Raw genomic sequence first — 25,143 nt, 5'->3', positions numbered from 1 at the left:
CATACGCGGACGTCAAGGCTACGGGAAAGCGGGCATCAGGGTGGTGGGACTAAAGCTGGCGCTAACGGCACGCATTAGCCGGTCGGTGACTTCGTCGACGGCGCCACTGCCCTCAACCCGCGTCAGGATTCCGCGTTCGGCGTAGTTGGCCACGACGGCTTCGGTCTGTTCGTGATACAGGTCGAGGCGGTGGCGGATGACGACATCATTGTCGTCGCTTCGGCCTTTATCCTGGGCCCGGCCGAGCAGCCGGTGGACAAGTTCGTCGTCGTCGGCTGTGAGCTGAAGGACAAGGTCGAGCCGTTCGTTTGCCTTGGCCAGGATCTGGTCGAGGTAGTCCACCTGGGCGGTGGTGCGGGGGTAACCGTCCAGCAAAAAGCCGTTCCCGACGTCGGGCTCGCTGAGCCGGTCCCGCACCATCTTGTTGGTGACACTGTCCGGAACGAAGTCCCCGGCATCAAGGTACTTCTTGGCTTCGACGCCGAGCGGCGTCCCGCCCTTCACGTTCGCCCGGAAGGTATCGCCGGTGGAAATCGTCACAACGCCAAGGCGCATGGAAATGCGCTCCGCCTGCGTTCCTTTTCCGGAACCGGGCGGTCCGATAATGAGCATTCTCATAGTGTCTGGCCTTTTGTGTAGTAAGTGTTGGTTCATCGCTAGGGCGACTCAGTCCTCGGGCTAGCCGTGGGCTGCGGTGGAGCACCATCAGCGTTGCGATAATTGACGGTCCGGGTGACCGTCGGGCGCTCCACCGCAAGTTGAGGGGCAGCTTGTTCCCGTTAGAAAAGCACGTAGATGTCAGTGGTTTCGTTCAGGGCGGTTTCGAGGCCTCGGGAGAGGCCCGGCAATTCGAGTCGTTCGAGAATGATGCCCGGCCCCTCAGCCATCGCCATCCTGGTGGCGCACGAATTCGTCCCTGAAATAGAGGCCGACCCAGGGGGACGCAGTAAGTTCGTCAATAGTGAACGGGGGCGGAACTGGTGCCGTTTCTGAACGGAAGTAAGGGTCGCGAACAAGGGATCGGCCGGCGTTCTGAAGAGCGTTGCAGTGAGGAATCCGACTTATGGACATGGTCTTTTCTCGCTTCGTAGCTGATCGTCTGTTAGCTGATCACGTGGGTTGTATCGGGCACAACGGGTATCAGCGGTTGTGCACCGGATCAACGAACTGAATGCCGCGGTGCCGCCCCCTCAGAAGGCGCGGAGGATGTCTTCGACGCGTTGTTTGGCGTCGCCGAAGAGCATTTGGGAGTTGTCGCGGTAGAAGAGTGGGTTTTGGACGCCGGCGTAGCCGGCGGCCATGGATCGTTTGAAGACGATGACGTTTTCGGCTTCCCAGACGCGGAGGACGGGCATGCCGGCGATGGGGCTTCCCGGGTCTTCGGCGGCTGAGGGGTTGACGGTGTCGTTGGCGCCGATGACGAGGACTACGGAGGTGTCGCCGAGGTCTTCGTTGATTTCGTCCATTTCCAGGACGATGTCGTAGGGGACTTTGGCTTCGGCGAGGAGGACGTTCATGTGTCCGGGCAGGCGTCCGGCGACGGGGTGGATGCCGAACCGGACGTTCACGCCGCGTTCGCGCAGCTGGTGGGCGAGTTCAGCGACCGGGTATTGGGCTTGGGCGACGGCCATGCCGTAGCCGGGGGTGATGACCACGGACGAGGCGTTGGTCAGCATCTCGGCGGTGGCCTGGGCCGTGATTTCGCGGTGCTCACCGTACTCTGCGTCGGCCGCGGCGGGGGCGGCGATGCCGAAGCCGCCGGCGATGACGGAGATGAAGGACCGGTTCATGGCCTTGCACATGATGTAGGACAGGTAGGCACCGGAGGAGCCGACGAGGGCGCCGGTGATGATCAGGAGATCGTTGTTCAGCAGGAACCCTGCGGCTGCTGCTGCCCAGCCGGAGTAGCTGTTGAGCATGGACACCACCACGGGCATGTCGCCCCCGCCGATGGAGGCCACCAGGTGCCACCCCAGTGCCAGGGCCAGGGCGGTGACGACGATGAGGAGCCAGAGCTGGGAGTCGTTGACGTACCAGACGGTAAGCGCGACGAACGCGGCGAGGGCGCCGAGGTTGATGACGTTCTTGCCCGGCAGCATCAGGGGCGAGGACTTCATCCGGGCCGAGAGCTTCAGGAACGCGACGATGGAGCCGGTGAAGGTGACCGCACCGATGAACACCCCGATGAACACCTCGGCGTGGTGGATGGCGGTCAGGTCCGGGGACAGTGCGGGGGCTTCGAGGTGGCCGTTCCAGCCCACCAGGACCGCGGCGAAGCCTACGAAGCTGTGCAGCAGGGCGATGAGCTCGGGCATCCCGGTCATTTCCACGACGCGGGCGCGCCAGAGCCCGATGGCGCCGCCGACGAGTACCGCGGCGATGAGCAGGACCAGGCCGGTCAGGCCCGCGCCGGTGCCCCAGGCGCCCTGGAGGGTCAGCCAGATGGTGGCTGCGAGGGCGATGACCATGCCGGTGATGCCGTAGATGACCCCTGACCGGGCTTTCTCGTGCTTGCTCAGCCCGGCAAGGCTGAGGATGAACAGCAGGGCCGCGACGATGTAGGCGGCGCCGGCAATGGAGTCGGCGGTCAACGGACCGGAGACGGTATCAGACACGGTAAGGCTCCTCGTAACGATTCCTGCTGCTGCTTCGGTGATGGCGCTCATGAACGTGCCTTCCCGGCGGAGAACATCGCGAGCATGCGCCGGGTAACGGCGAAGCCGCCGAAGATGTTAATGCTGGCCAGCAGGACCGCGACCGCGGCGAGCACCTGCATGACGATGTTGTCCGAGGTGACCTGCAGCAGCGCCCCGACGACGATGATCCCGGAGATCGCGTTCGTGACGGACATCAGCGGGGTATGCAGCGCGTGATGGACCTTCCCGATCACATAGAAGCCGACCACGATCGAAAGCATCAGCACCGTGAAGTGCTGCGGCAGCGGCGCCGGAGCCACCGCGTTGATCCCAAACAGCACCGCGATCCCCGCGGCAAAGAGCCCGGCCTTACCGGCAGGGCTGAGGCCCGGTTTCTTCGGCGCCGTATTGTTGGCGGCTGTCCCGGCGTCCGTCTTCACTGCCGGTGCGGCGGAGACCTGGACCGGTGGCGGCGGCCAGGTTTTCTCCCCGTCCCGGACCACCGTCACCGAGCGCTGCACGACGTCGTCAAAATCGATCCTGAGCTGGCCGTCCTTGTCCTTCGTGAGGAGCTTGAGCAGGTTCAGCATGTTCGTGCCGTACAGCTGGGACGCCTGGGCCGGCAACCGTGCCGGAAGATCCGTGTAGCCCAGGATGACGACGCCGTTGTCGGTGACGATGCGTTCCCCGGCGACCGAGCCTTCCACGTTCCCGCCCTGCCCGGCGGCCATGTCAACGATCACGCTGCCGGACTTCATGCCGGCCACGTCCCCGGCCGTGAGCAGCTTCGGTGCCGGACGCCCGGGGATCAGGGCCGTGGTGATGATGATGTCCACATCCGCTGCCTGCTCCGTGTAGATCTCCGCAGCACGGGCGTTGTAGGCCTCGGACGTGGCTTTGGCATACCCGTCGGAGGACTTCATCTCCTCCTCGACCTCGACTTTGAGGTAGGTTCCGCCGATGGACTTCACCTGATCAGCGACCTCAGGCCGCGGATCCGTGGCGCGGACAATCGCGCCGAGGCTGCTCGCGGCCCCGATCGCCGCCAGACCCGCGACACCGGCACCGGCTACCAGCACCTTCGCCGGCGGAACCTTGCCCGCCGCGGTCACCTGTCCCGTGAAGAACCGGCCGAACTCGTGTGCCGCCTCAATGACAGCCCGGTACCCGGCAATGTTCGCCATCGAACTAAGCACATCCATCGACTGAGCCCGCGAAATCCGCGGCACCGCATCCAACGCCAACGCCGTAATCGGCCGCGCCGCCAAAGCCTCCACCAACTCCGGCCGCAAACCCGGACTCAACGACCCAATCAGCGTCGCCCCCTCGGCCAAACGGCCGATCTCATCCTCAGTGGGCGGATTGATCCGCAACACCACCTCAGACCCCCACGCCTCATCGGCACCCACAATAAGGGCACCCGCTTGGGCATAAGCATCATCACGGAAAGACGCAGATTCCCCGGCGCCCTTTTCGACCACAACGTCGTAGCCTAAATCCAATAACTGTTTGACGGTGACAGGCGTCGCCGCCACCCTCGTCTCACGACCCAACTCGGCCACGATCCCGATACGTGTCACGTTTACTCTCTTCCATTTGTCTGACTTAACCGGCCGGCAAGGTCGGTATCTGATGAGCATCAAGCCCGCCGCACTCCACGGTCGTTCTCCTGCCGTGTTGGTCAGCCGCTCGCCCAGACGTCGACGAGCCATCGCCCCTGTCCAACAAGCGTGCCCAGCCATGCCTCGGCATCCGCAGCGCTGTCGCCCCGAAGTCCGCTGCGCAGTTCGAGCATGCTTGTGCGGACGCCGTCGGCCATTGCTGTCGCACCGCAGATGTATGCAGCCCCTCCCTGGTCAATGAGGTCGAGCGCTTTCGCGCCGAGCTGGGTCAGACGGTCCTGCACGTAGATCCGCGGGAGGCCTTCCACTCGCGAATATGCAAAAGCGATGTCCGTGCCGGCGGCCGCCGCCAACCTCTCAAGTTCGGTGCCGTAGAGCAGGTCCCCTTGCGGATGGCGGCAGCCGAAAACTAGGAGGGCGGGACCGAGGTCAGTTCCTGCCACTTTCGCTGCGGCACGTTCCTGGAGGAACCCGCGGAACGGTGCGATCCCGGTGCCCGAGGCGATCATGAGCAAGGGTGTTGATGGATCGGCAGGCAGCCGAAAGGGACTCGCGGTGTCCCGGACGAACGCGTGGATTACGCGGTCCGTGCCCTGCTCGAAGAGATAGTTCGAACAGGTGCCGGCGAACGTTCCGTGCCCGGAGCGGGCTGGCCCGGTCAGGGCACCGACGGTGATCGAGCAGACACCTGGCTGGACCGCCGACGATGATGCTATTGAGTAGTAACGCGGCGCGAGCGGCCGGAGGAGTTCGAGGAAGGCCGTGAACGGTAGCCGGGATGTTGGATGCTCCTCAAGGAGGTCCATGACTGAGAGCCTTCGGTCGAGCACTTCGGCGCGGTATGTCTGCGTGTCCAGCAGTTTCTCCAGGCGCTCCCTGCTCCAGGGATACTCGGTGTGCTGAAGGAGCCGCTCTATGTCGCGGCGGCTGGCGACGTCCTGTAGTTCCACGTAATCCGTGAGGAGTTGTCCAACGGTCAGCCGCTCCCCTACCGGCAGGAATGAGGGCCGATTCGTTGCGGTGAGCCGGATCCAGGACCCGGGGTCCAAGCCGAAGCGCTTTGTCACCCGGTCCACCAGCGCCGGCGAGTTGTGTGGAATGACCCCGAGATGGTCTCCGGCCTCGTAGGTCACGTCGGTGGGCAGCTCGAGGTCCATGTGGCGCACAGGCCGGACGTCAACAGCGTTCTGTTCCTGCGTAAGCAGGCGGGAGTCCAGGACCCGCATCGGCTGGGCTCCCAGTGACCGGACGAACGGACTCGGACGGTCAGCGGGAAGGAACTCTATCTGCAGGACAGCCTCGGATATGGGCGCGTCCACGGCGAGGTTGAGGCCGAATTCCTGGGCGAGCCTGGGCCAGAGTTCCTGCTCCCACGCCGCAATCGCGCCGTCGAAGTCCTCGGCGGCGTCCCCCTCGCCGCGCCGGTGGAACCGTGAGGCTCCGAAGGATTGCAGCCGGTCATCGACGAAGCGGGGAAAGTCTTGGAAAGTCGCAGCCCACTCATGGTTGCCGCACCCGAAGACGGCGAATCGGACTCCGGTAAGATCCGGCGTTTTCTCTCCAATCCACTGCGCGAAGTCGACGGCGTTGTCCGGTGGCGTTCCGTTGTACGTGGCGGTCGTCACCAGCACGGCACCAGCCGTGGGCAGGGCATCGACCGCCTCGTCGAGCGATGCGACACTGACGTCGAAGCCTCTGTCGCGTCCCGCCGCAGCGAGGTCCAAAGCGACATCCTCGGCGGTTCCGAAGTTTGACCCGAAGAGGACGAGTAGTGGGGTGCCATGGGCTTGGCCCGACGCCTCGGCGGCGGCGGACGCCTCAACCGCCGCGGGAGTCTCTGTTGCCTCGGGAGTCTCTGTTGCGGCGGGGGTCTGGGGCGCAGCGGGGCAGCCCGCCGGGGGTGTGGGCCCAGGCGCCAGCAACGCAGGCCGGGGCGCGTGGGCCCGCACGGGGGTGAACTCCACGGGAAGATGCCTAATGCCGTTCATGAAGCTTGACTGCATGCGCACCGGTTCGCCAGTGACCTCGATGTCGGGCAGCCGTTCGAACAGTTCGGTGAGCAGGACCCGGGTCTGAAGCCGGGCGAGATTCGCACCGAGGCAGTAATGTGTCCCGTCCCCGAAAGAGATGTGCGGGTTTGGGTCACGTTTGATGTCAAAGCGATCGGGGTCGGTGAAGACAGTCTCATCCCGGTTCGCGGAGGCGTAGTTGATGATCACCTTGTCATCCTCGGCGATCTGCTGGCCTCCCAGGACGAGATCACGGGTCGCGGTACGCCGGAACTGGATGACCGAAGGGCTGAAACGCAGCACCTCCTCGATGGCGCCCGGCAGCAGCGAGAGATCCTGGCGCAGAAGGTTGAACTGGTCCGGATGCCTCGACAGGGTCAGCATGGTGTTCGCGATCAGGTTCCGGGTCGTGTCGTTGCCGGCAATCACAAGCAACTGGAAGAAGCGGTCCAGGTCATCGGGCGTCAGCATTTCGCCGTCGACTTCGGCATTGGCCACGGTGCTCCACAAATCATCGGTGGGCCGGGCACGACGCTCCTCCGTAACCTTCCGCGCATAGGCGAACATCTCCGTGAATGCCGAGAGGAAGGCCTGCGGATCACCACCGTACTCGGGGTCGTCAAGGCCGACCAGCCGGTTCGTCCAGCTATAAAGCAACGACCGGTCCTCGGCCGGTATACCAAGCACATCGGCCAAGACGAGCAACGGCATCTCGGCCGCGACAGAGGCAAGGAAGTCAACGGAACCTGCCTCAGCCACCGAATCCACGACCCCCTTGGCGTGCCGCGTGATCGCATCCGATAGCTGGCGCCTGATCGCCTGCGGAGTGAACGCACGGTTGACAATCTTCCGCAACGAACTGTGCTCGGGAGGATCCATGTTCAGCATCATCCGCCGCAACACCGCAACGTCCCGGGGCCGTTGATCACGCAGGAAGCTGGTGCCCCGCGAAGAGGAGAAATCCTCGGGATGACGGGAAACGTGACTGACGTCAGCGTGGTTAAGCACGAGCCAAAAGCCCTTGCCGCCAGCAAACGTAGCGGTAGCGGGCTCCTCCACCCACACAACAGGATGCTCACGCCGGAGCTCACCGAGCTCGAAGTGGGGTATCCCATCAGCATAGATCGAGGGCGACAGAAAATCGCGAGGGATCACAGACACTGGACGGCTCCTTCACCGAAGAGGTTGATCAAGCACCCGACCCAACATCAGATCGCGGCCAAGGACACCACTAATCCTATGACCGTACGGACGGTCAGTCAAATATCTTGCAAAATCTCAGGTAATTCTCTAGGCTGACCGTACGTACAGTCAAGGAGGTTGAGCATGGCCTTACCCACATCAGGCATTTTCGAGCTCGTGGAGCGCAGCGTTTCCGAGAACGGTGACCGGGCGGCCCTACAGGTGTCCGACGCGCGTCACCTTCCTGGGAGCACTGCCGCGCAATGCCACTGGCAAGGCGCTCAAGCGCAACTTTCGAGAACGGCTCGAGCCTTGACCGGCTGTGCGGTCACCCGCCGTAGACTTGAAATGTCCCGGACCTGCGCCGGGACCCAAGTAATCGGACGACCAAGGAGCCAAACAATGCCTGGACCGGGACGCTATGACGACATCCTCGACACCTTTACCCGTCACGTCGCCGAGAGGGGGTACGACGGCGTCAACTTCGGCTCGATGGCTGCGGAACTCGGGATCTCGAAAGGGACCATTGTCCATCACTTCGGCACCAAGGACCGCCTCCTCGCGGCCCTTCACGAGAACTACATGAACAAGCGCATCGCGGAGCTGGAGTACATGATCGAGCATCTCGCAACTCCTCCCGAACAACTGGCCGCAGCCTTGCACGCCTTCATTATCTACCACGACTACGACCGCTCCCCGACGGTCGCATTCCAGCGGGAGGCGGTGCGCTTCGCCGACCACGAGTCGATGGCCACCGGCGCGCGGCTCCGCCAGGATTACTTCGTCCTTGTACGCGAGATCGTCGAGGCGGGTCTGACTGCAGGGTTTTTCCGTCCGGTCGACGTCGGCGTCGACACTTTGCTCATGTTCGGCTCGGCTCAGTGGGCCTGGACCTGGTTCCGACCTGACGGTCCCGAGCCGGTGGAGGCCGTGGCAAGCGCCTTCGTCGACCTGGTCCTGGGGAGCCTGCTGACCGACCGCAGCAGCCTGGCCGAACTGAGCAACCCTGCTGGTCATCCGGCCGCGATTGTGCGCGACGCCCTAAGCCACGTAGCCGAAGGACGGCATCAGGAAAGAACGGGCGCGGCAGTGCCCGCATAACGACCCTGCAGCAGTGGCCGACGACAATCTCCGCCTACCACAACCATGACAATGTCAGGAGACTCCATGAAGATCCGAGCCGCCGTGCTCCGCGAACGCCATACCCCATTCACCATCGAGGAGGTGGAGCTTCGCGAACCCGGACACGGAGAAATCCTCGTACGCATCGTCGGAGCCGGCTTCTGCCACACGGACGTCCTGCCCCGCCGGAACGGCTACCGCTCCGTACTCCCCCTCGTGATGGGACACGAGGGTGCCGGTGTGGTCGAAGCCCTGGGGCCCGGCGTCACTGATGTTGAGGTGGGCGCCCACGTGGTGCTGTCTTTCGACCACTGCACTCACTGTGCCGAGTGCCTTGCCGGGCACCCTGCATATTGTCGTGACTTCTGGCAACGGAACCTTGTAGGTCGCTCGGATTCTGACCCCCTGCGCGCGGTGGACGCGGCAGGCGAGCCGATCGGCGCACAATGGTTCGGCCAATCGTCCTTCGCGACCCATGCGGTTACGGCTAGCTCAAACGTGGTGCCAGTCCCCGAGGACTGCCCGCTCGAACTACTCGGAGCCTTGGGCTGCGGAGCCCTGACAGGGGCGGGCGCCGTATTCAACGTCCTGCCCGTTGAGCCCGGAAGCACCTTCGCCATCTTTGGAGCAGGAGCGGTCGGACTCTCCGCGGTCATGGCCGCAGCCGCTGTCGGAGCCACGAGGATCATCGTGGTTGACCGGCACCGCTCTCGGCTGGACCTCGCCCTCGAGATGGGCGCGACCGACGTTATCCACCCTGATCCGGAGGCCGACATCCGCCGTGAAATCCGGCGGGAGATCCGGTCGCTAACCGGCCTCGGTGTACACGCGGCACTTGATACTACCGGCGTCTCCGCGCTCATCACCGGGGCGATTGAATCGCTGCGCCCGCGCGGCGTCCTCGGCCTGGTCACGGCCGTAGCGGACGACCTGGTGCTTCCGGGCGATGTACTCGCCACCGGACGAACCGTGGTTGGTATCCTCGAAGGCGACGCCGTGCCCCGCGTTGACATTCCACGGCTCCTCGACCTATGGCGGGCCGGCCGATTCCCGATCGAGCGCATGATGACAACCTACCCACTGTCCGACATCAACGCCGCCGAAGCTGACGCGGCGAGTGGTACAACCATCAAGCCCGTCCTGATTCCTGGGGAGGCGGCATGACAGCCAACGAACGCGAGCGGACACAGCTGTTCATTGGCGGGTCATGGCGCGCCTCGAGCTCCTCCGAAATGACCAGTGTCATCTCCCCATCAACCGAGCAGATTTTCGGCGTCGCCCCGAGCGGTGGCACGGCCGACGTCGATGCGGCCGTCGATGCGGCACGCGAAGCCCTGCGGAACTCGGCGTGGGCACGCATGGACGGTGCCCAGCGAGCGCAATGGATGCGGAGACTGGCCGACGAACTGGAGGCCATCGGGGACCGAACAGCCGCCCTCGTCAGCGGCTCCAACGGAATGCCCATCAGCGTCGCCAAGGTTGCAGAGGGCAAAGGGCCCGCAACTACGCTGCGCTATTACGCAGATCTCGCTGAGGTCACCGCGACCGAGGAACGACGTGCCTCTGCCAACGGCAAACGTACGACCGTCGTGCGACGAGAACCAATAGGCGTCGTTGCTGCGGTCGTCCCGTGGAACTTTCCACAATCACTAACGATGTTCAAGGTCGCTCCGGCCCTGGCCGCAGGATGCACGGTTGTTGTCAAGCCCGCACCCGAGACTGCCCTGGACGCCTTTGCCCTTGCTGACGCTGCCGATGCATGCGGATTCCCGCCCGGTGTTCTCAATGTGATCACTGGGGGTCGGGACGTGGGTGCTTACCTTGTCGCGCATCCAGGGGTCGACAAGGTGGCCTTCACGGGTTCGACTGCGGCGGGACGAGCGATCGGCGAAGTCTGCGGCAGGTTGCTGCGGCCAGTCACCCTGGAGTTGGGTGGTAAAAGCGCCGCCATCGTCCTCGACGACGCTGACCTAGTACAGGTTGCGCGCGGCCTCTCGTGGGCAAGCCTGCTCAACAACGGACAGACGTGCTATCTCAGCACGCGCATCCTTGCGCCGCGGCGCCGGTACGACGAGGTCGTCGACGCGGTCGCTGAGCTCGCATCCTCGATGCGGCTTGGCGATCCATTGGACCCGGCCACGCAAATGGGTCCGGTGGTCAGCCGTAGTCAGCGTGAGCGGGTCGAGGGGCTTATCGAAGCCGGCCGTCGGGAGGGAGCCAGAGTCGTTGCCGGAGGGGGCCGCCCCGAACGTCTCCCCGTGGGATGGTACGTCGAGCCGACTGTGCTGGCGGACCTCAAGCCGCAGGCGACTCCGGTCCGCGAGGAGATCTTCGGCCCTGTCCTCGTCGTACTCCCGTACGACGGCCTCGACGAAGCCGTCAGGCTGGCAAACGACTCTGAGTACGGCCTGGGCGGCACGATCTGGACCCGGGACGTCGAACAGGGGCTCGAGCTTGCCCGACGCGTCGAAACTGGCTCGGTGGGGATCAACTTCTTCGACCTCGACATCGGCGCGCCGTTCGGCGGAGTGAAGTCCTCCGGGATTGGCCGGGAGCTCGGGCCCGAGGGCCTCAGCTCCTACACCTCGCTGAAGTCAATATATCTGCCCACCTGAGCAAGTCCCCTGCTTACCAGGGCCGCCGGACCCGCCGCGTTTCCTGCCTGCAGAAGGGGAGGGATCCGGCGTCGAAATATTGATTGACCGTTCATACGGTCTGTGAGTTCCATTTATCCGGGTCCGGTGACGGAGCCCATCCGAAGGAGGAAGAGATGCGTGCAACGATGCAGCGTCACCCACTGTCCATCGCGGACATCTTTGAGCATGGCGAACGCTGCCATGGCGAAGCGTCAGTCACCGATTACGTCGACGGCGTCTACCGTGACCGCACGTTCGCGGACGTCGCTGCCGAGGGCCGCCGTCTGGCTGGTGCCCTGAGGGGTCTCGGCATCGGCCAGGGCGAGGTAGTCGCTACGCTGTGCTGGAACACCTCGCACCACGTGGCGGCATACTTCGCGATCCCCTCGATGGGTGCGGTCCTCCACACCCTTAATCTCCGGCTGCACTCCTCGCAGCTGGCATACATAGCGCAGCATGGCGGAGACCGCGCCGTCATCGTCGACGCCGATTTGGTTCCGCTCCTTTTGGAGTTCCTGCCCCAGGTGCCCAGCATCACCGACGTGGTGGTCATAGGAGAGGCGCCGGCGGAGCTGGCCACCTATGGTGTGGCCGTGCACGACTATGCGACGCTGGTCGCGGCCGCAGCGCCTCTTGACGTGTTCCCGCAGATCGACGAGGACGATGCTGCCGTTCTCTGCTACACCACGGGGACGACAGGCGAACCCAAAGGCGTGGCGTACAGCCACCGCTCTACAGTGCTCCATACATTGATGATCTCGACCGGCAGCGTCTACGGATTCTCTGACGCGGACCGGGCTCTCCCTGTCGTCCCGATGTTCCATGCCAATGCGTGGGGCTGGGTGCACGCCGCATGGTGGGCCGGCTCGGGCCTGGTCATGAGCGGACGGTTCCTCCAGGCTCCGCACCTCGCGGCGATGATCCACCGGACCCGTCCCACCATGCTCGCGGCTGTCCCGACGATCTGGAGCCAGCTTGGCCGTTACGCCCACGATCACGGCGTCGACCTGACGGTTCTCCGGGTGGCAGTCTCGGGAGGCTCGCAGCTCTCGCAGGCCCTCTCCCGCGAGATCCTCGAGAACAACGGCGTCACACTGCTGCAGGGCTGGGGAATGACGGAGACCTCCCCGCTCCTGACCTACTCCCGCCCGCCCGCCGGCTCCGCCGACGCGGACGCCTCCGCCTGGGCCACGCGGACCGGGCGCCTACTGCCCGGCGTCCATGCCCGGGTTGTCGGCTTCGACGGCGCCGTCCAGCCATGGGACGGAACCTCGATCGGCGAGGTGGAACTCTCCGGCAACACGATCACGGGCGCGTACATCGCATTGGATGACGACACCAAGTTCCGGGAGGGCTGGTTGCGCACCGGAGACCAGGGGGTCATCCACCCTGGCGGTTGGGTGGAGCTCAAGGACCGGCTGAAAGACGGCATCAAGAGCGGCGGTGAGTGGATCTCGAGCGTAGAACTCGAGAGCGCCATCGCCGAGCACCCTGCGGTCCGGGAGGTCGCCGTGATCGGCGTGCCCGACCCGAAGTGGGAGGAGCGTCCGCACGCGTTCGTCGTTACGGAAGAGGGCGCGTCCGTGAATCAGGAGGACTTGGCCGCCTTCCTCCTCGGCCGCGTCGCCAAGTGGTGGATTCCGGAACGCTGGACGTTCACCACGAGTATCCCCCGCACCAGCGTCGGGAAACTCGACAAGAACAGCCTGCGCACGGCCCAGGCGTCCGCCCGACACGAATGAGCATCTGCCCACCCGGACCGGGTGGGCAGACTAAGAACGGCCCGGCTGCGAGAAAGGCGGGTTCTAGCGGTCGTTGCAACACCCAGAATTTTTGGGAGTTGCAACGACCGTGTTGTCTTTAACGAAAGAAGCTGCCGGCCGGAGGAAATACACGCCGGAGCAGAAGGCTCAGTTCTTTTCGGTGTTGGATCGGTGTGGGAGTGTGAGCGCGGCCGCATCGGAGCTCGGCTTCAAGCAGATGACGTGCTACCAGTGGGTCCATAAGTCTCGGCTCGCCGAGCGGGTCCCACGGGATCGGAAGGCTGACCAGAGGAAATACACGCCTGCACAGAAGGCTCAGTTCTTCGTCGTGTTCGACCGCGTCAAGAGCACCACGCAGGCTGCACGGGAGTTGGGACTGCATCCGGCAACGTGTGCCGGTTGGGTCCGTAAAGCCGGGCTGAAAAGTTATGGCAAAACGGGGGTGGGTCCTCACCCAGGGCGGGATGAGTACTTCCGGCTGCGCAAGACCGGCGTGAGTCGGCGGAAAGCTGCCGCAGCGGTCGGGATACATCTCCGGACCGCCGAAGAGTGGGACCAGGGAATCCGTAAGTCCGGCGGCCGACGCATTTACCCGGATGGCCGAATCGTCGACTACAAACGTGGTGTGACCACCATGACCCCTCCCGCCGTAACGGCCCTGGTCCCCGTACCGGTATCAGCGTTGGAGAAATCTATCGATCCGCGGTTCCTGACCGTGCAGGAACGGGAGCTGATCCGGGACCTGCAGACCGCCGGTTCCTCGGTCAGGTCGATCGCCCACTCCCTGGGCCGTTCGCCGTCAACTATCAGCCGCGAGCTGGGCCGAAATACCGATCCCCGGATGGGCTACCTGCCGCACGGGGCGCATCGGAATGCCGCTGCCCGGCGGGCGCGGCCCAAGACGGCCAAACTCGCTGGCGAGTCGGACCTCCGTGACTACGTGAAGGACAAGCTGCTCCTACGCTGGTCTCCGGAGCAGATCAGCCACGCGCTGGTCGAAGAGTTCCCCGACAACCCGGAGATGCGTGTGAGCCCAGAGACGATTTATCAAGCCCTGTATGTCCAGGCCAGAGGCGGACTCAAACGCGAGATCCAGGCAGCGCTGCGCACCGGCCGGACCCGCCGCAAACCCCACCGCACCGGCGAGCAACGCACGCCCAGGTTCGTGGACCCGATGATCATGATTTCCGAGCGCCCGCCCGAGATCGAGGATCGCGCCGTGCCAGGCCACTGGGAATCTCAATGCTGTTGTCAAGCAGCCTGGACGCCGCTGACGGTGGCTGGTTCTCGGTAAACGGCGTGGTCGCGGAGCATGGCCCAGAGGACGTTGATGCGGCGTCGGGCCAGGGCGATGAGCGCCTGTTTGTGTGACTTTCCCTCCCCGCGTTTCCGGTCGTAGTAGGTTCTGGATGCGGGACTGTTTTTCAGGCTGGAGAGGGCGGCGAGGTAACAGGTTCGGAGGAGTCTGCGGTTGAACCGCCGGGGTCGGTGCAGGTTGCCGCTGATCCGTCCGGAATCGCGTGGGACCGGCGCAAGGCCGGCGACGCTGGCGAGCCGGTCGACGGAGTCGAAGCCGTCCAGGTTGCCGCCGATGTTCGCGAGGAAAGTTGCTGCAAGTATGGGGCCGAATCCCGGCATGCTCAGCAGAACGTCGGCGCTCTCATGCTGCCGGAAGAGGTCCGTGATCTGGGCATCGACGTCGGCGATCTCTGCATCGATGGCGCTGATCTGCTCGGCCAGGCGGACGACGAGTGCCGAGCCCATGGATTGCGTGGGCAGGACCGTGTGCTGGGAGTTCGCTGCCTCAAGGGCTTTCGCTGCCATCTTGGCGCTGTTCCGGGCGCCGCGTTTTCTGAGCCAGCCGGCGAGCCGGGTCAGACCTATCCGTCGGATGGCCTCGGGGGTCTGGTAGCCGCCCAGAAGGATCAGGGGGGCCTTCTTGGAGTAGTCGAACGCCCGCTCGAGTGCAGGGAAGTATTCCAGCAAGGTGGCCCGGAGACGGTTGATCGCCCGGACCCGGTCACAGACCAGATCGGTTCGGTGGGCGGTCAACAGCCGCAGATCCGTGCTGATCTGGTCCGCATCGCGCACGGGCTGGAGATCGGTGCGCATGCGTGCCTGGTCCGCGATGATCCGGGCATCTTTCGCGTCGGTTTTGCCATCCCCTCGGTAGGTCGCTGCGGCGTGATGCACGATCCGTCCGGGGATATAGATCAGAGGCTGCGCGTGCGCGGCCAGCAACTCAATCAACAGGGCTGCGCCGCCGGCGTTCAGATCCGTGGCCCAGCAGACCTCAGCACCGGCCGCGATCTCCGCGATCGTGGCTATGAGGTCGAGCAGCACGATTTCGTCGTTCTCGACCCGTTTCGAGAGCAGCACCGTCCCTGACTGGTCGATCAGGACGCAATGATGCGCACTTTTGCCCGCGTCGATTCCTACCCAAAATGCCGTCATGTCTTTCGGTCCCTTCGATCGGCTCCAGTTTCCGTTGGCCCTGTCGATAACCACGCCGGCACGTCCTTACCCAACGATCAATGTCGTAAGTCTCAATCAGCGGTCGAGTCATCGGCGGGCAGCGGGCGGCCATTCCCAGTGAGCCGTCCAAGCGGCAGGGAGATCTGTGCCATACCCACCACCCGAGGGTGATCGAAACACTACGACAGCTCCGAAATCACCCACAACAACACCGTAAGGAAGGGGACCTCATCACCGGCGCCTACAACCAGTCAGCGATCGCGACCCTGGTCGAACGCACCACCCGCTATGTGATGCTCGTCCACCTGCCACATGACCACACCGCCGAAACTGTCCGGGACGGACTCATCAAGACCATGACCACCCTCCCGGAGCATCTGCGAGGCTCCCTGACCTGGGACCAGGGCGCGGAAATGGCCACCCACAAATCCTTCACTCTTGCCACCGACATGCCCGTCTATTTCTGCGATCCCGCCAGTCCCTGGCAACGCGGCTCGAACGAGAACACCAACGGGCTGCTGCGCCAGTACTTCCCCAAGGGCACCGACCTGTCCGTCTACGGGCCTGAGGACCTCGAACACGTCGCACAGGAACTCAACGGACGCCCACGCAAAACGCTCGGCTGGAATACTCCAGCCGAGCGTCTACGTGATTTACTACTAACCACCTAACCAACAGGTGTTGCAACGACCCCTAGAATCCAAGAAACTCGCGGCCGGGCCGTTCTTAGTCGTAATCCTGCGTGCTGGCGTCAGGCCCGCAAGTGGGCAAGCCCTGCGCTGATCAGGTCAGGGACGGCCTCCGCCGCCTGCGCCGCGTTCCGGCTGGCATCAGCACCGGCGTGGGCCCGGTGGGCGATGCCCTCAGAGATAACGGCTAGTTTGAACGCGGCGAGACTGAGGTAGAACGGCCAATCGCCCAGGTCCCGCCCAGAGCGGTCGGCGTAGGCCTGTGCCAGATCGTCGGCGGAAGGAATGCGCGGGCTAGCCCAGGCTGCAGGCAGTCCCAAAACAACGTCAAGTGCCGGGTGCCGGTAGATGCACATCAATGCCACGTCCGTTCGTGGGTCTCCCAGCGTGGAGAGCTCCCAGTCAAGGACGGCCTTAATCTTCGCGGGATTCCCGTCGTCGAGCATCAGATTGTCGATGCGGTAGTCGCCGTGAACTATGCCCGATGCCTGGGAGTCGGGGACGCGTTCTGAAAGCAGTGCATGCAGGCGCTCGACGTCGGGAAGCTCACGGGTGCGCACCCGGTCCCATTGCCTGCGCCACAGCGCCACCTGCCGGGCCACAAAACCCTCGGGGCGCCCGAATCCTTCCAGACCCACGGCTGCCGGGTCGACATCGTGAAGTCCCGCGAGGACGTCCATCATGGAAGAGCACACAGCCCCAACCTGAGTATCGCTGAGCGCATCCAATTCATCCCTGTCCCGGACGATCCGGCCCTGGACCCACCCGGTGACCGTGAATGGGACCCCGAGCACCGCCGTGTCCTCGCACAGTGCGACGACCGGCGGCACCGGCACCACGGTGCCCGTCAGCGCGCGTCCCACCCGGGCCTCCCGGATGACGTCGTGCGCTGACGTTGTCTGTCCTGCGGCAGGCGGGCGACGCACCACCCATGACGTCAGGCCGTCGGTGACGCGATACGTCAGGTTCGAGCGTCCGCCGGAGATCAGCTCTCCCTGCAGGGCTCCGAGCCGCTGGATCCCGAATGCATCGAAGTAAAGGCCCAGGGCCTCCAAGTCCAAGTGCGGCGTCGAGCTCACGCAACACCGTCCCGTGTCGCGACCCGAGCGCGTCCCTGACGCACGGCGCGCTTCGCGATGGCGAACCGGTGTACCTCCGACGGCCCGTCGTAGATACGGAACGGCCGCACCTCTCGTGCAATCCGGGCAATCGGAAAGTCTGCGGAAACGCCCATCCCTCCACACAACTGGGCCGCCCGGTCCACAATGCGGTCAATCGCCTCGGCCCCGAAGACCTTCGCGATCGACGTTTCCTGCGCAGCCGGCGACCCGGCGTCCAGCGCCGCACAGGCGACGTCCAAGAGTGCCCGCGTGGCGGCGATTTCAATTTCGTTCTCGGCGATCAGGTGCTGGGCCAGGCCCAGATCGCCAAGAGTACTGCCAAAGGCGCGTCGCTCGGAGGCGTACTCGACGGCGGTCTCATGCGCCCGTACGGCAGCCCCCAGCCAGCGCATGACGTGCGTCATGCGGGCCGGTCCGAGGCGTACCTGTGCGCCGGCGAATCCTTCGTCGACTCCTCCGAGCACGGCGTCCTCAGGCAGCGTGAGGCCTTCGAACGCCACTTCGCAATGGCCGCCGACCATTGATCGGTCCGTTGTTGGCACGTGACGGCCGACCACGATCCCCTTGGCGTCGGCGGGTGCGAGAAACATTGTCGCACCGCCTCGCGCCCCGGGCTCTCCGGACGTACGCGCCATGATGATAAAGAAGCCTGCGCCGTCCGCGCCGGTGATGTAAATCTTCTGGCCGTCGATCCGCCAGCCGCCGGGGACGCGCACGGCAGTTGTCCGTAGCGCGGATGGATCGGCGCCGGCGCCCGGCGCGGGCTCAGTCATCGCGAACGCCGAGCGCACCTCGCCGGCAACCAGTGGGCGGAGGAACTGTTCGCGCTGTTCGCCGGTGGCGATTTGTTCCAGCAGATGCATGTTCCCTTCGTCCGGTGCGGCGGCATTGATCGCCAAGGCACCGAAAACGGACGAGCCGGCGGCTTCGAGGACTCGTGCGCGTCCGGTCATCGACAGCCCCAGGCCGCCGTACTCGACACTTGCGTGCGGGGCCAGGAGCCCGCGTTCACGGGCGTCGGCCTGTAGTTGGCGCCGCAGCTCGTCTCCGCCGGCCGCTGTCACATCGCCATCGGACCGGTCCTCGTGCGGGATCACCTCCTCCCGGACGAACGCGCGGGTCCGTGCGGCGAGTTCGCCCACGTCTACCGCTACTGCCAGTTGACCATCAGCTACATCGCTCATGATTCCCCTTCTTGTTATTGCTCTTAGTGTCCCGACATGCCGCCGTCGACGGCGATCGTACTTCCGGTGATGTAAGACGATGCCGGGCTGGCGAGGAACAGCATTGCGGAGTCAAGCTCCTGCTGCGTCCCCATCCGGCCCAGGGGGCTGCGCCCCTTGATGAACTCCTCCAACATTGCCGATGGCACCTCCGCGGTCATTTCGGTCGCCACGTACCCGGGCGCCAAGGCGTTGACCCGGATTCCACGCCGTCCTGCCCACTGGGCCGAGAGGTCGCGTGTGAGACCGATAATGCCGGCCTTGCTCGCGGCGTAGGCCGCTTGGGGGGCCGGCGGCGCTATGAACGCCAGGGTGCTTGCGATATTGACGATGCTCGAGCCGGGCTGCATGTTCCGGGCAGCTGCCTGTGCCATCCAATAGGCGCCCATTAGGTTGACGTCCAGGACTCGCCGGAACTCCTCCGCGGTTTCGCGCAAGGCCGGGACGGCGGTTCCGATTCCGGCATTATTGATGAGCACGTCCACCCTCCCGAAGCGGTCCATGGCCGCCCCCACCAGCGCGGCGCACTGCTCGGGATCTGCAACATCAGTGGTGACGGCGAGGGCTGATCGGCCGCGCTGTTCGACAGCCCGGCACAGCTCATCGAGCCGGCCGCGCCGCCGGGCAGCGACAACGACATCGGCCCCGGCCTCTGCAAGGGCCTGCGCGAACCCGGCGCCGAGGCCGGAGCTTGCGCCCGTAACGATCACCACGCGGCCGTCGAGGCGGAAGCGGTCGAGGATGCCGGTCACTGGCCGCTCCAGACCGGCGTCCGCTTCTCGGCGAAAGCGCTGGCACCTTCACGGGCGTCCTTGCTCCCGCCCACTGCCGCAAACTCTTCGCCGTTCAGCTCCCACGCTTCGGGGCTCCAGTCCGAACTCCCGGCGCCTCGGATCATGATCCGCTTGCTGGCTCGCAGGGCCAGCGGAGCGTTGGCGGCGACTGTCTCTGCCAGCTCCAGCGCGGCAGCCACGACCTGTTCCGGTGGAACGACCCGGTTGACAATCCCCCAGCGCAGCGCTGTGTCCGCGCTGATCGGCTGACCGGTAAAAATGGCCTCGGCCGCTATTTTGGGCGGTATCTGGCGGTGGAGCCTTAGCAGCCCGCCAGCAGCAGCGACGAGCCCGCGCCTCACCTCGGGGAGCCCGAGGCTGGCCTCTGCACTGATCACTGCGAGGTCGCAGGCGAGGAGGATCTCGGTGCCGCCCCCGAGCGCGAAGCCGTTAATGGCCGCTATGAGGGGCTTGTCAATGAAGTGGCGGACGATCCCGCCGAAGCCGCGTTCGGGATGCTCGGAATCATGTACCGAGCGCCCGGCCGCCAGTTCCTTCAGATCCGCGCCGGCGCAGAACGCGCGTCCGGCCCCGGTGATGACTCCTACATAGAGCGAAGCATCGCGTGCTAGCTCGTCCAGGGCGTCTCCCAGTCCGCGTGAGAGGCTGGCGTCGACCGCGTTGAGGCTGTTCGGCCGGTTCAAGGTGATGAGGAGGACGCGGCCACGTCGCTCAGTGAGGACTGCGGGTTCGGCCCCGCCGTCGCGCATCGTGAATGCGGACATCATGTCGCCTTCCTCTCAGAAAGGGTTTGCTTCGTTTCCTCTACACGCTACTATTGACCGCACGTACGGTCAAGATAAATTACAGACAGGAAGAAGGTCACCATGCGCGACGCCGTTATTGTCCACGCGAGCCGCACACCTATTGGAAAGCGCGGCGGAGGGCTTGCTGGGATCCACCCAGTGGATCTGTCCGCCCACGTGCTGACCCAGCTCGCCGAGCGAACAGGAGTCGATCCCGCACACGTGGACGATGTGCTGTGGGGTTGCGTGAGCCAGATCGGTGAACAAACCTACGACATAGCGCGCACGGCCGCACTCACGGCCGGGTGGCCGGAGTCCGTGACGGGCGTGACCATCGATCGTCAGTGTGGCTCGTCGCAGCAGTCCGTACACTTCGCTGCTGCGGGGCTGATCGCCGGTCATTATGACGTTGTCGTTGCAGGCGGCGTGGAGTCGATGTCACGCGTTCCGATGGGATCATCGCTGGCCGGGCAGCAACCTTACCCACCGTCGTTCCAGGACGTGTTCGGCGTGCCGAACCAAGGTATCGGCGCAGAGATGATCGCCGAGCAGTGGGGGTTATCCCGTACACAGCTGGACGACTTCTCACTTCGTTCCCACGAGCGTGCTGCGATTGCCCAGGAAAGCGGGGCGTTCGCGGAAGAGATTGCTCCCATCAAGACGGCCGACGGTCTGGTGTCGAGCGACGAGGGGATTCGGCGCGGAGGTACCTTGGAGACGTTGGCGGGCCTCAAGACGTCGTTCAAAGACGACGGGGTGGTCAGCGCCGGGAACGCCAGCCAAATCTCCGACGGTGCGGCTGCTCTTCTCATGATGACCAGCGAGAAGGCGGCAGAGCTCGGCCTGCGGCCCATTGCCCGAATCCACTCCGTGGCTCTTGCGGGGGCTGACCCGCGGTTGATGCTCACGGCGCCGATCCCGGCGACAGAAAAGGTGCTGCGCCGAAGCGGCCTGCGACTTGAGGACATCGGAGCCTTTGAGGTCAATGAGGCGTTTGCCTCGGTTGCCCTGGCATGGTTGGCTGAGACCGGAGCCGACGAGTCACTCCTCAATCCCTGCGGCGGCGCGATCGCACTCGGTCACCCGCTTGGTGCGAGCGGGGCCCGCCTCATGACGACCATGTTGCACCACATGGGCCGCCATGAAATCCGCTACGGCCTGCAAACCATGTGCGAGGCTGGCGGTCAGGCCAACGCCACGATCATCGAACTCCTCTGACCTTTCGTGCGGCAACGCCCTCGGGCGAGGAGGAATGCATAGGTCTGCCAGGCAATGTTAGGTGCTACTTCCCGGCCTAACCTCCTGTCCACACGCAGCTGACCCTGGACGGCGCGTTCAGGGTCAGCTGTGGGGGCAGGTGCTTCCTCGAAATACCAAAAGCGCGGCAGGTCAGGGGATGCTGACGTCGTGGCAGCCGGCGTCAGCAGGCTCGCCAGCGAGGCGGTCAGCGAGCCACTGAATCCCAGCAGGGGCCCCGATAAGGAACGCGGAGATGTGTTCGGCGCCGGGGATGACCTCGTACTGCACCGATGCTCCCTGAGCGCACCAGCTGTGGTAGAGCATGTCTTCTTCGGCGATCGGGACGATGGTGTCCGCCGTGCCATGGTAGAGATAGGCGGGTGCGGCGGGTTTCGTCGTCCCGAGCAGGGAGGCCTGGTAGGCCTTCTGCCATGCCGGATCAGAGAGTACGTCGGGGTGGGTGACCTGACCGATCGACGTCGTGCCGAAGGTGGCGAAGTCCTCGATGATGCACGACTGCTTGACGTGGTCGATGATCTGTCTGCCCTGGGGCGTTAGCTTGCTGTTTAGGTCGAGCTCCGGGTTGGCGTGGTTCAGCCCGACCAGGCTTGCCAGCGCGAAGCCAGCGCCCGCAGTCGGGTTGCCGTTTAAGTGGTTGACCTCCATCAGCATGTCGGCGGGAACGCCGCCGGCCAGCACTCCCCGGAGGTGAAGCTCAGGTGCGTAGGTTGGCTGCAGCTCGGCCGCCCATGCGGCGGCCTGACCGCCCTGGGAGTAGCCGGCGATACCGGACGGGGAGTTTGTCGATAGTCCCGAGCCGTTAACGTACTGGGAGGCCCGCAGCGCGTCCAGCGCGTTGCGACCCTCCGACGGTCCGACCAAGTACGACGAGTCTCCCGGTGTGCCTTGTCCCTCGTAGTCCGTGATAACCACGGAGATGCCGTTGATCAGGAACTGTTGGTACTCGGTGATCTCGTAGTCAGGGCTGCTCGGATTGGCCTGAAGCGGGTTGGCCTGCTTCGATGGCGCGCACCTGTCGTCGAGACCCCGGGTGCCGGGAGTGCCCACGACCACGGGGTTGTCCGTTCCGGGCTTCTGGAAGAGCGGCGTCAGCAGCATCCCGGTCACCGGCACAAGCTTGTTGTGGGGGTCGGTCGAGAGGTACATGATCTGCTGAACATGAGCGTCCGGATATGCGGACAGCAAAAGGTCCCGGGTCCTGAGCACGTCTCCAGGCCTGCCGTTCGGCAGCGGCGAGGGTGGGACGTAAAACGCGTCGTCGCTCAGCGGCGGCTTCGGCAACACCGGGACGGCCGGCAGCGGGAGCGCTGCCGAAGCCACGCCGGTGCCTGCGGCGAGCATCAGCAATGCCGCCGCGAAGGAAACGGCACCCGTGGTAGCCCTATATACAAAACTTCGATTCATTGCGTCTCCCTCTTTTGATGATGCCCGGTGAGGAAGGAAGTGACTCATGTCGCGATTCGAGCAATTCTGGCGAACGCTGGATTCCTGCTCTGCGTCCCACACCAGTTCCTCTGCCCTGTCCGGTCACGTCCGAGCTAGGTGGCTGAGCTTCGTCGCGGCGCTGATCAGCGGACCTGATGGGCGCCGGAACAACGCCAGCTGCAGCCGTCCTCCGATATTGAGGCATCTTTCTAAATTTGACCGCTCATACGGTCACTGATCTGCACAGAGTATGGGACGTGCCCGACGTCTGGCAAGCGTGATGCGCTATGAGAAGGAACCATCAACCCTCACCCGAGGGTGCGACCCTCATGAAAGCCGGGACGGAGCGCGCGGTCCAGTAGAGCTCTCGGCCGAAGTTGGAGGTTTCGGCGGGCGTCGTGACTATTGACCGCACGTACGGTCTATGCGAGAGTGACTCGTGCAACGCCGAGTGCAACGAGAACTCGGCTCCATCACAGGAGGACCACATGAGCTATTTCAAGGACGCTGCAGAGGTTTACAGGTACCTCGGCGGAGTATTCAAGGTCGCGGACGGCGTCGAAGGAGTCGGCGAGACACTGCGCGCCGCCGACATCGTGCTGCGGCTCGATTACAGCAACCCGACGTCGAGCGTCACGGTGGTCCTCAAGGAGCCGGCAATCGAGGTCATCGAAGGCGATTCCCAGCTCACACCGGACGTCCGGATGTCGATGTCGGCGGACCATGGCAACCAGTTCTGGAGTGGCCAATACAACGTCGCCGTAGGCCTGGCCAAGGGGCAGGTCAAGGCCAAGGGACCCGTGACGCAGATCTTGAAGCTGATTCCGGCAGCAAAGCCGGTCTTCCCGATCTACCGCGAGCTTGTGGCTGAAAAGGAAGCGGTTTGATGACCGAGGCCGTTCTGGAGGTCCCGCACTTCCGGATGTACATCGACGGGGAATGGGTCGACACGGAGGACCGGTACCACCTGATCAACCCGGCGGACGAGGAGCTGTGGGCGACCTCGGCAAGGGGAAGCGCAGCGGATGCCGATGCCGCAGTGGCCGCGGCGGTCGCGGCGCACGAGCGGGGTGAGTGGCGCAACGCGACTCCCGAGGACCGCGCCGCCACGATGACGCGGATGGTCGAGATCCTCAACGATCGCATGGACGACCTCGTCGAGATGCACGTGGCTGAGAACGGTGTGACCGTCCGGCAAGCGATGGCGTTCCACGTCGGCTACTCGATCTCCCACCTGCAGTACTTTGCCGACATGGCCCGCACATATCCCTTTGAAACCCCCGGGCCGATGCTTGGGTATCCCACGATGGCCGCGGGCATCACCCGTAGGGAACCGATCGGTGTGGTTGCAGGCATCGTGCCATGGAACTTCCCGATGCTGCTGGCCGTGTGGAAGCTCGGCCCGGCGCTCGCCGCGGGGAACTGCATCGTCCTCAAACCGGACGAGAAGACCCCGGCCACCCTCCTCGAGGTTGCCCGCGCCGCCCACGAGGCGGGCGTACCTCCCGGCGTCCTCAATGTCGTAACGGGCGAGGGCGAAGAGGTCGGCCGGCGGCTGTCTTCGCATCCCGATGTCCGCAAGATCGCCTTCACCGGGTCGACTGCCGTGGGACGCCTGATCGCACAGCAGGCTTCGGAGAACCTCAAGAAGGTGACTCTTGAGCTGGGCGGCAAGGGTCCAAATATCGTGCTGCCCGACGCCGATATCGACACTGCCGTCGACGGCGCCCTCTTCGCGTTCTGCCTCTATCAGGGACAAGCGTGCGAGTCGGGCACCCGGTTACTGCTCCCGGACGCGCTCCACGACGAGTTCGTGGCGAAGATGATCGAGCGCGCGAAGCTGATGAAGGTGGGCCCTCCAGCCGACTTTGACACGGCCATGGGGCCCATCATCTCCGCTGAACAGAAGGCCCGCATCGAGTACTACATCGAGCTCGCTCCCAAGGAAGGTGCCACCATTGCTTTCCAGGGCGAGGTTCCCGACGGTCCTGGACACTGGGTTCCGGTGACCATACTGACCGACGTCACCAACGACATGCGAGTGGCCCGGGAGGAGATTTTCGGCCCCGTCCTGTGCGTGCTCCGCTACACCGACGTCCAGGAGGCCATCGACATCGCCAACGACAGCGAGTACGGCCTGTCCGCCGGAGTCTGGAGCGAAGACGTCGATGCCGCGATGGATGTTGCCCGTCAGCTCGAGGCAGGGACGGTGTGGATCAACGACTGGCACATGGTCAATGTCATGTACCCGTTCGGCGGTTTCAAGCAAAGCGGCATCGGCCGTGAGCTCGGCCCCCACGCTCTCGATGAGTACACCGAGCAGAAGTTTGTGCACGTTGACCTGTCCCGTTCGCTCGACCGCCGGATTTACGACCTCGTCGTACCGGCTTTGGAGGGCTGA

17 protein-coding genes and 3 pseudogenes are annotated in these 25,143 nt (G+C 64.6%); 10 read left to right on the top strand and 10 right to left on the bottom strand.

Annotated features, from left to right (window positions below; translation table 11 throughout):
* Positions 1 to 18 precede the first annotated feature (18 nt).
* The 4 genes from NIBR502772_RS12035 to NIBR502772_RS12020 form a co-directional block, all read right to left on the bottom strand.
* Positions 19 to 612, bottom strand: coding sequence for an adenylate kinase (locus NIBR502772_RS12035; RefSeq protein ID WP_141140362.1), 594 nt, complete (start codon positions 610 to 612; stop codon positions 19 to 21).
* A gap of 578 nt (positions 613 to 1,190) precedes the next feature.
* Entirely contained in the window at positions 1,191 to 2,666 is a 1,476-nt protein-coding gene (pntB, locus tag NIBR502772_RS12030; protein WP_246848486.1) for a Re/Si-specific NAD(P)(+) transhydrogenase subunit beta, read from the bottom strand.
* Positions 2,663 to 4,216, bottom strand: coding sequence for a Re/Si-specific NAD(P)(+) transhydrogenase subunit alpha (locus NIBR502772_RS12025; RefSeq protein WP_141140361.1), 1,554 nt, complete (start codon positions 4,214 to 4,216; stop codon positions 2,663 to 2,665). Before NIBR502772_RS12025 ends, pntB begins: the two co-directional genes overlap by 4 nt.
* Positions 4,217 to 4,317: 101 nt before the next feature.
* Positions 4,318 to 7,428 (bottom strand): cytochrome P450, encoded by a 3,111-nt coding sequence (locus tag NIBR502772_RS12020; protein ID WP_141140360.1) that lies wholly within the window; start codon positions 7,426 to 7,428, stop codon positions 4,318 to 4,320.
* 423 nt (positions 7,429 to 7,851) lie between these two features.
* On the opposite strand from NIBR502772_RS12020, the gene NIBR502772_RS12015 reads away from it, so the two are divergent.
* The 6 genes and pseudogenes from NIBR502772_RS12015 to NIBR502772_RS11995 form a co-directional block, all read left to right on the top strand.
* Positions 7,852 to 8,550 (top strand): TetR/AcrR family transcriptional regulator, encoded by a 699-nt coding sequence (locus NIBR502772_RS12015; RefSeq protein ID WP_141140359.1) that lies wholly within the window; start codon positions 7,852 to 7,854, stop codon positions 8,548 to 8,550.
* A 66-nt stretch (positions 8,551 to 8,616) separates the two neighbouring features.
* Positions 8,617 to 9,735 (top strand): NAD(P)-dependent alcohol dehydrogenase, encoded by a 1,119-nt coding sequence (locus NIBR502772_RS12010; RefSeq protein WP_141140358.1) that lies wholly within the window; start codon positions 8,617 to 8,619, stop codon positions 9,733 to 9,735.
* Complete coding sequence (locus tag NIBR502772_RS12005; RefSeq protein ID WP_141140357.1) at positions 9,732 to 11,186, top strand: aldehyde dehydrogenase; 1,455 nt, start codon at positions 9,732 to 9,734, stop codon at positions 11,184 to 11,186. The genes NIBR502772_RS12010 and NIBR502772_RS12005 overlap by 4 nt, the downstream gene beginning before the upstream one ends.
* A gap of 155 nt (positions 11,187 to 11,341) precedes the next feature.
* Positions 11,342 to 12,949, top strand: a complete 1,608-nt coding sequence (locus NIBR502772_RS12000; RefSeq protein WP_141140356.1) for a long-chain-fatty-acid--CoA ligase — start codon at positions 11,342 to 11,344, stop codon at positions 12,947 to 12,949.
* A gap of 109 nt (positions 12,950 to 13,058) precedes the next feature.
* Positions 13,059 to 13,178, top strand: a pseudogene (locus NIBR502772_RS23095) (hypothetical protein); the annotation flags it as partial.
* A gap of 285 nt (positions 13,179 to 13,463) precedes the next feature.
* Positions 13,464 to 14,207, top strand: a pseudogene (locus tag NIBR502772_RS11995) (IS30 family transposase); the annotation flags it as partial.
* Positions 14,208 to 14,221: 14 nt separating this feature from the next.
* Here NIBR502772_RS11995 and NIBR502772_RS11990 read toward each other — a convergent pair.
* The gene (locus NIBR502772_RS11990; RefSeq protein WP_141140354.1) at positions 14,222 to 15,424 is read right to left on the bottom strand and encodes an IS110 family transposase; all 1,203 of its coding nucleotides are present in this window, start codon (positions 15,422 to 15,424) and stop codon (positions 14,222 to 14,224) included.
* 239 nt (positions 15,425 to 15,663) lie between these two features.
* Here NIBR502772_RS11990 and NIBR502772_RS11985 point away from each other — a divergent pair.
* A pseudogene (locus NIBR502772_RS11985) lies at positions 15,664 to 16,116 on the top strand (IS30 family transposase); the annotation flags it as partial.
* An 80-nt stretch (positions 16,117 to 16,196) separates the two neighbouring features.
* Here NIBR502772_RS11985 and NIBR502772_RS11980 read toward each other — a convergent pair.
* From NIBR502772_RS11980 to NIBR502772_RS11965, 4 genes are read right to left on the bottom strand one after another with little or no spacing between them, the layout of a single operon-like run.
* Entirely contained in the window at positions 16,197 to 17,213 is a 1,017-nt protein-coding gene (locus tag NIBR502772_RS11980) for a phosphotransferase family protein (RefSeq protein WP_210412287.1), read from the bottom strand.
* Positions 17,210 to 18,439 carry an acyl-CoA dehydrogenase family protein gene (locus NIBR502772_RS11975; protein ID WP_141140353.1) on the bottom strand — a complete coding sequence of 410 codons (1,230 nt, stop codon included), beginning with the start codon at positions 18,437 to 18,439 and terminating at the stop codon, positions 17,210 to 17,212. The genes NIBR502772_RS11980 and NIBR502772_RS11975 overlap by 4 nt, the downstream gene beginning before the upstream one ends.
* Positions 18,440 to 18,462: 23 nt before the next feature.
* Positions 18,463 to 19,230 (bottom strand): SDR family NAD(P)-dependent oxidoreductase, encoded by a 768-nt coding sequence (locus tag NIBR502772_RS11970; RefSeq protein ID WP_141140352.1) that lies wholly within the window; start codon positions 19,228 to 19,230, stop codon positions 18,463 to 18,465.
* The gene (locus tag NIBR502772_RS11965; RefSeq protein WP_246848485.1) at positions 19,227 to 20,039 is read right to left on the bottom strand and encodes a crotonase/enoyl-CoA hydratase family protein; all 813 of its coding nucleotides are present in this window, start codon (positions 20,037 to 20,039) and stop codon (positions 19,227 to 19,229) included. Before NIBR502772_RS11965 ends, NIBR502772_RS11970 begins: the two co-directional genes overlap by 4 nt.
* Positions 20,040 to 20,138: 99 nt before the next feature.
* On the opposite strand from NIBR502772_RS11965, the gene NIBR502772_RS11960 reads away from it, so the two are divergent.
* Positions 20,139 to 21,275 carry a thiolase family protein gene (locus tag NIBR502772_RS11960; RefSeq protein ID WP_141140351.1) on the top strand — a complete coding sequence of 379 codons (1,137 nt, stop codon included), beginning with the start codon at positions 20,139 to 20,141 and terminating at the stop codon, positions 21,273 to 21,275.
* Positions 21,276 to 21,446: 171 nt separating this feature from the next.
* Here the strand turns inward: NIBR502772_RS11960 and NIBR502772_RS11955 are convergent, their stop codons facing one another.
* The gene (locus tag NIBR502772_RS11955) at positions 21,447 to 22,721 is read right to left on the bottom strand and encodes a lipase family protein (protein WP_168223533.1); all 1,275 of its coding nucleotides are present in this window, start codon (positions 22,719 to 22,721) and stop codon (positions 21,447 to 21,449) included.
* A gap of 509 nt (positions 22,722 to 23,230) precedes the next feature.
* Between NIBR502772_RS11955 and NIBR502772_RS11950 the strand changes: the two genes are divergently transcribed.
* Positions 23,231 to 23,629: an SCP2 sterol-binding domain-containing protein gene (locus tag NIBR502772_RS11950; protein WP_141140349.1), complete on the top strand. Its 399-nt coding sequence runs from the start codon at positions 23,231 to 23,233 to the stop codon at positions 23,627 to 23,629.
* Positions 23,629 to 25,143 (top strand): aldehyde dehydrogenase, encoded by a 1,515-nt coding sequence (locus NIBR502772_RS11945; RefSeq protein ID WP_141140348.1) that lies wholly within the window; start codon positions 23,629 to 23,631, stop codon positions 25,141 to 25,143. Before NIBR502772_RS11950 ends, NIBR502772_RS11945 begins: the two co-directional genes overlap by 1 nt.

The sequence above is a fragment of the Pseudarthrobacter sp. NIBRBAC000502772 genome, assembly GCF_006517235.1.
Classification (GTDB): Bacteria; Actinomycetota; Actinomycetes; order Actinomycetales; family Micrococcaceae; genus Arthrobacter.
The sequence above is the reverse complement of the archived record's forward strand: the minus strand, read 5'-3'. Positions and strand labels throughout refer to the sequence as shown.

Coding starts and splice junctions, on each gene's coding strand:
- NIBR502772_RS12035 (WP_141140362.1), bottom strand. CDS start 612: ATGCTCATTATCGGACCGCCCGGTTCCGGAAAAGGAACGCAGGCGGAG.
- pntB (WP_246848486.1), bottom strand. CDS start 2,666: ATGAGCGCCATCACCGAAGCAGCAGCAGGAATCGTTACGAGGAGCCTT.
- NIBR502772_RS12015 (WP_141140359.1), top strand. CDS start 7,852: ATGCCTGGACCGGGACGCTATGACGACATCCTCGACACCTTTACCCGT.
- NIBR502772_RS12010 (WP_141140358.1), top strand. CDS start 8,617: ATGAAGATCCGAGCCGCCGTGCTCCGCGAACGCCATACCCCATTCACC.
- NIBR502772_RS12005 (WP_141140357.1), top strand. CDS start 9,732: ATGACAGCCAACGAACGCGAGCGGACACAGCTGTTCATTGGCGGGTCA.
- NIBR502772_RS12000 (WP_141140356.1), top strand. CDS start 11,342: ATGCGTGCAACGATGCAGCGTCACCCACTGTCCATCGCGGACATCTTT.
- NIBR502772_RS11990 (WP_141140354.1), bottom strand. CDS start 15,424: ATGACGGCATTTTGGGTAGGAATCGACGCGGGCAAAAGTGCGCATCAT.
- NIBR502772_RS11975 (WP_141140353.1), bottom strand. CDS start 18,439: ATGAGCGATGTAGCTGATGGTCAACTGGCAGTAGCGGTAGACGTGGGC.
- NIBR502772_RS11965 (WP_246848485.1), bottom strand. CDS start 20,039: ATGATGTCCGCATTCACGATGCGCGACGGCGGGGCCGAACCCGCAGTC.
- NIBR502772_RS11960 (WP_141140351.1), top strand. CDS start 20,139: ATGCGCGACGCCGTTATTGTCCACGCGAGCCGCACACCTATTGGAAAG.
- NIBR502772_RS11955 (WP_168223533.1), bottom strand. CDS start 22,721: ATGAATCGAAGTTTTGTATATAGGGCTACCACGGGTGCCGTTTCCTTC.
- NIBR502772_RS11950 (WP_141140349.1), top strand. CDS start 23,231: ATGAGCTATTTCAAGGACGCTGCAGAGGTTTACAGGTACCTCGGCGGA.
- NIBR502772_RS11945 (WP_141140348.1), top strand. CDS start 23,629: ATGACCGAGGCCGTTCTGGAGGTCCCGCACTTCCGGATGTACATCGAC.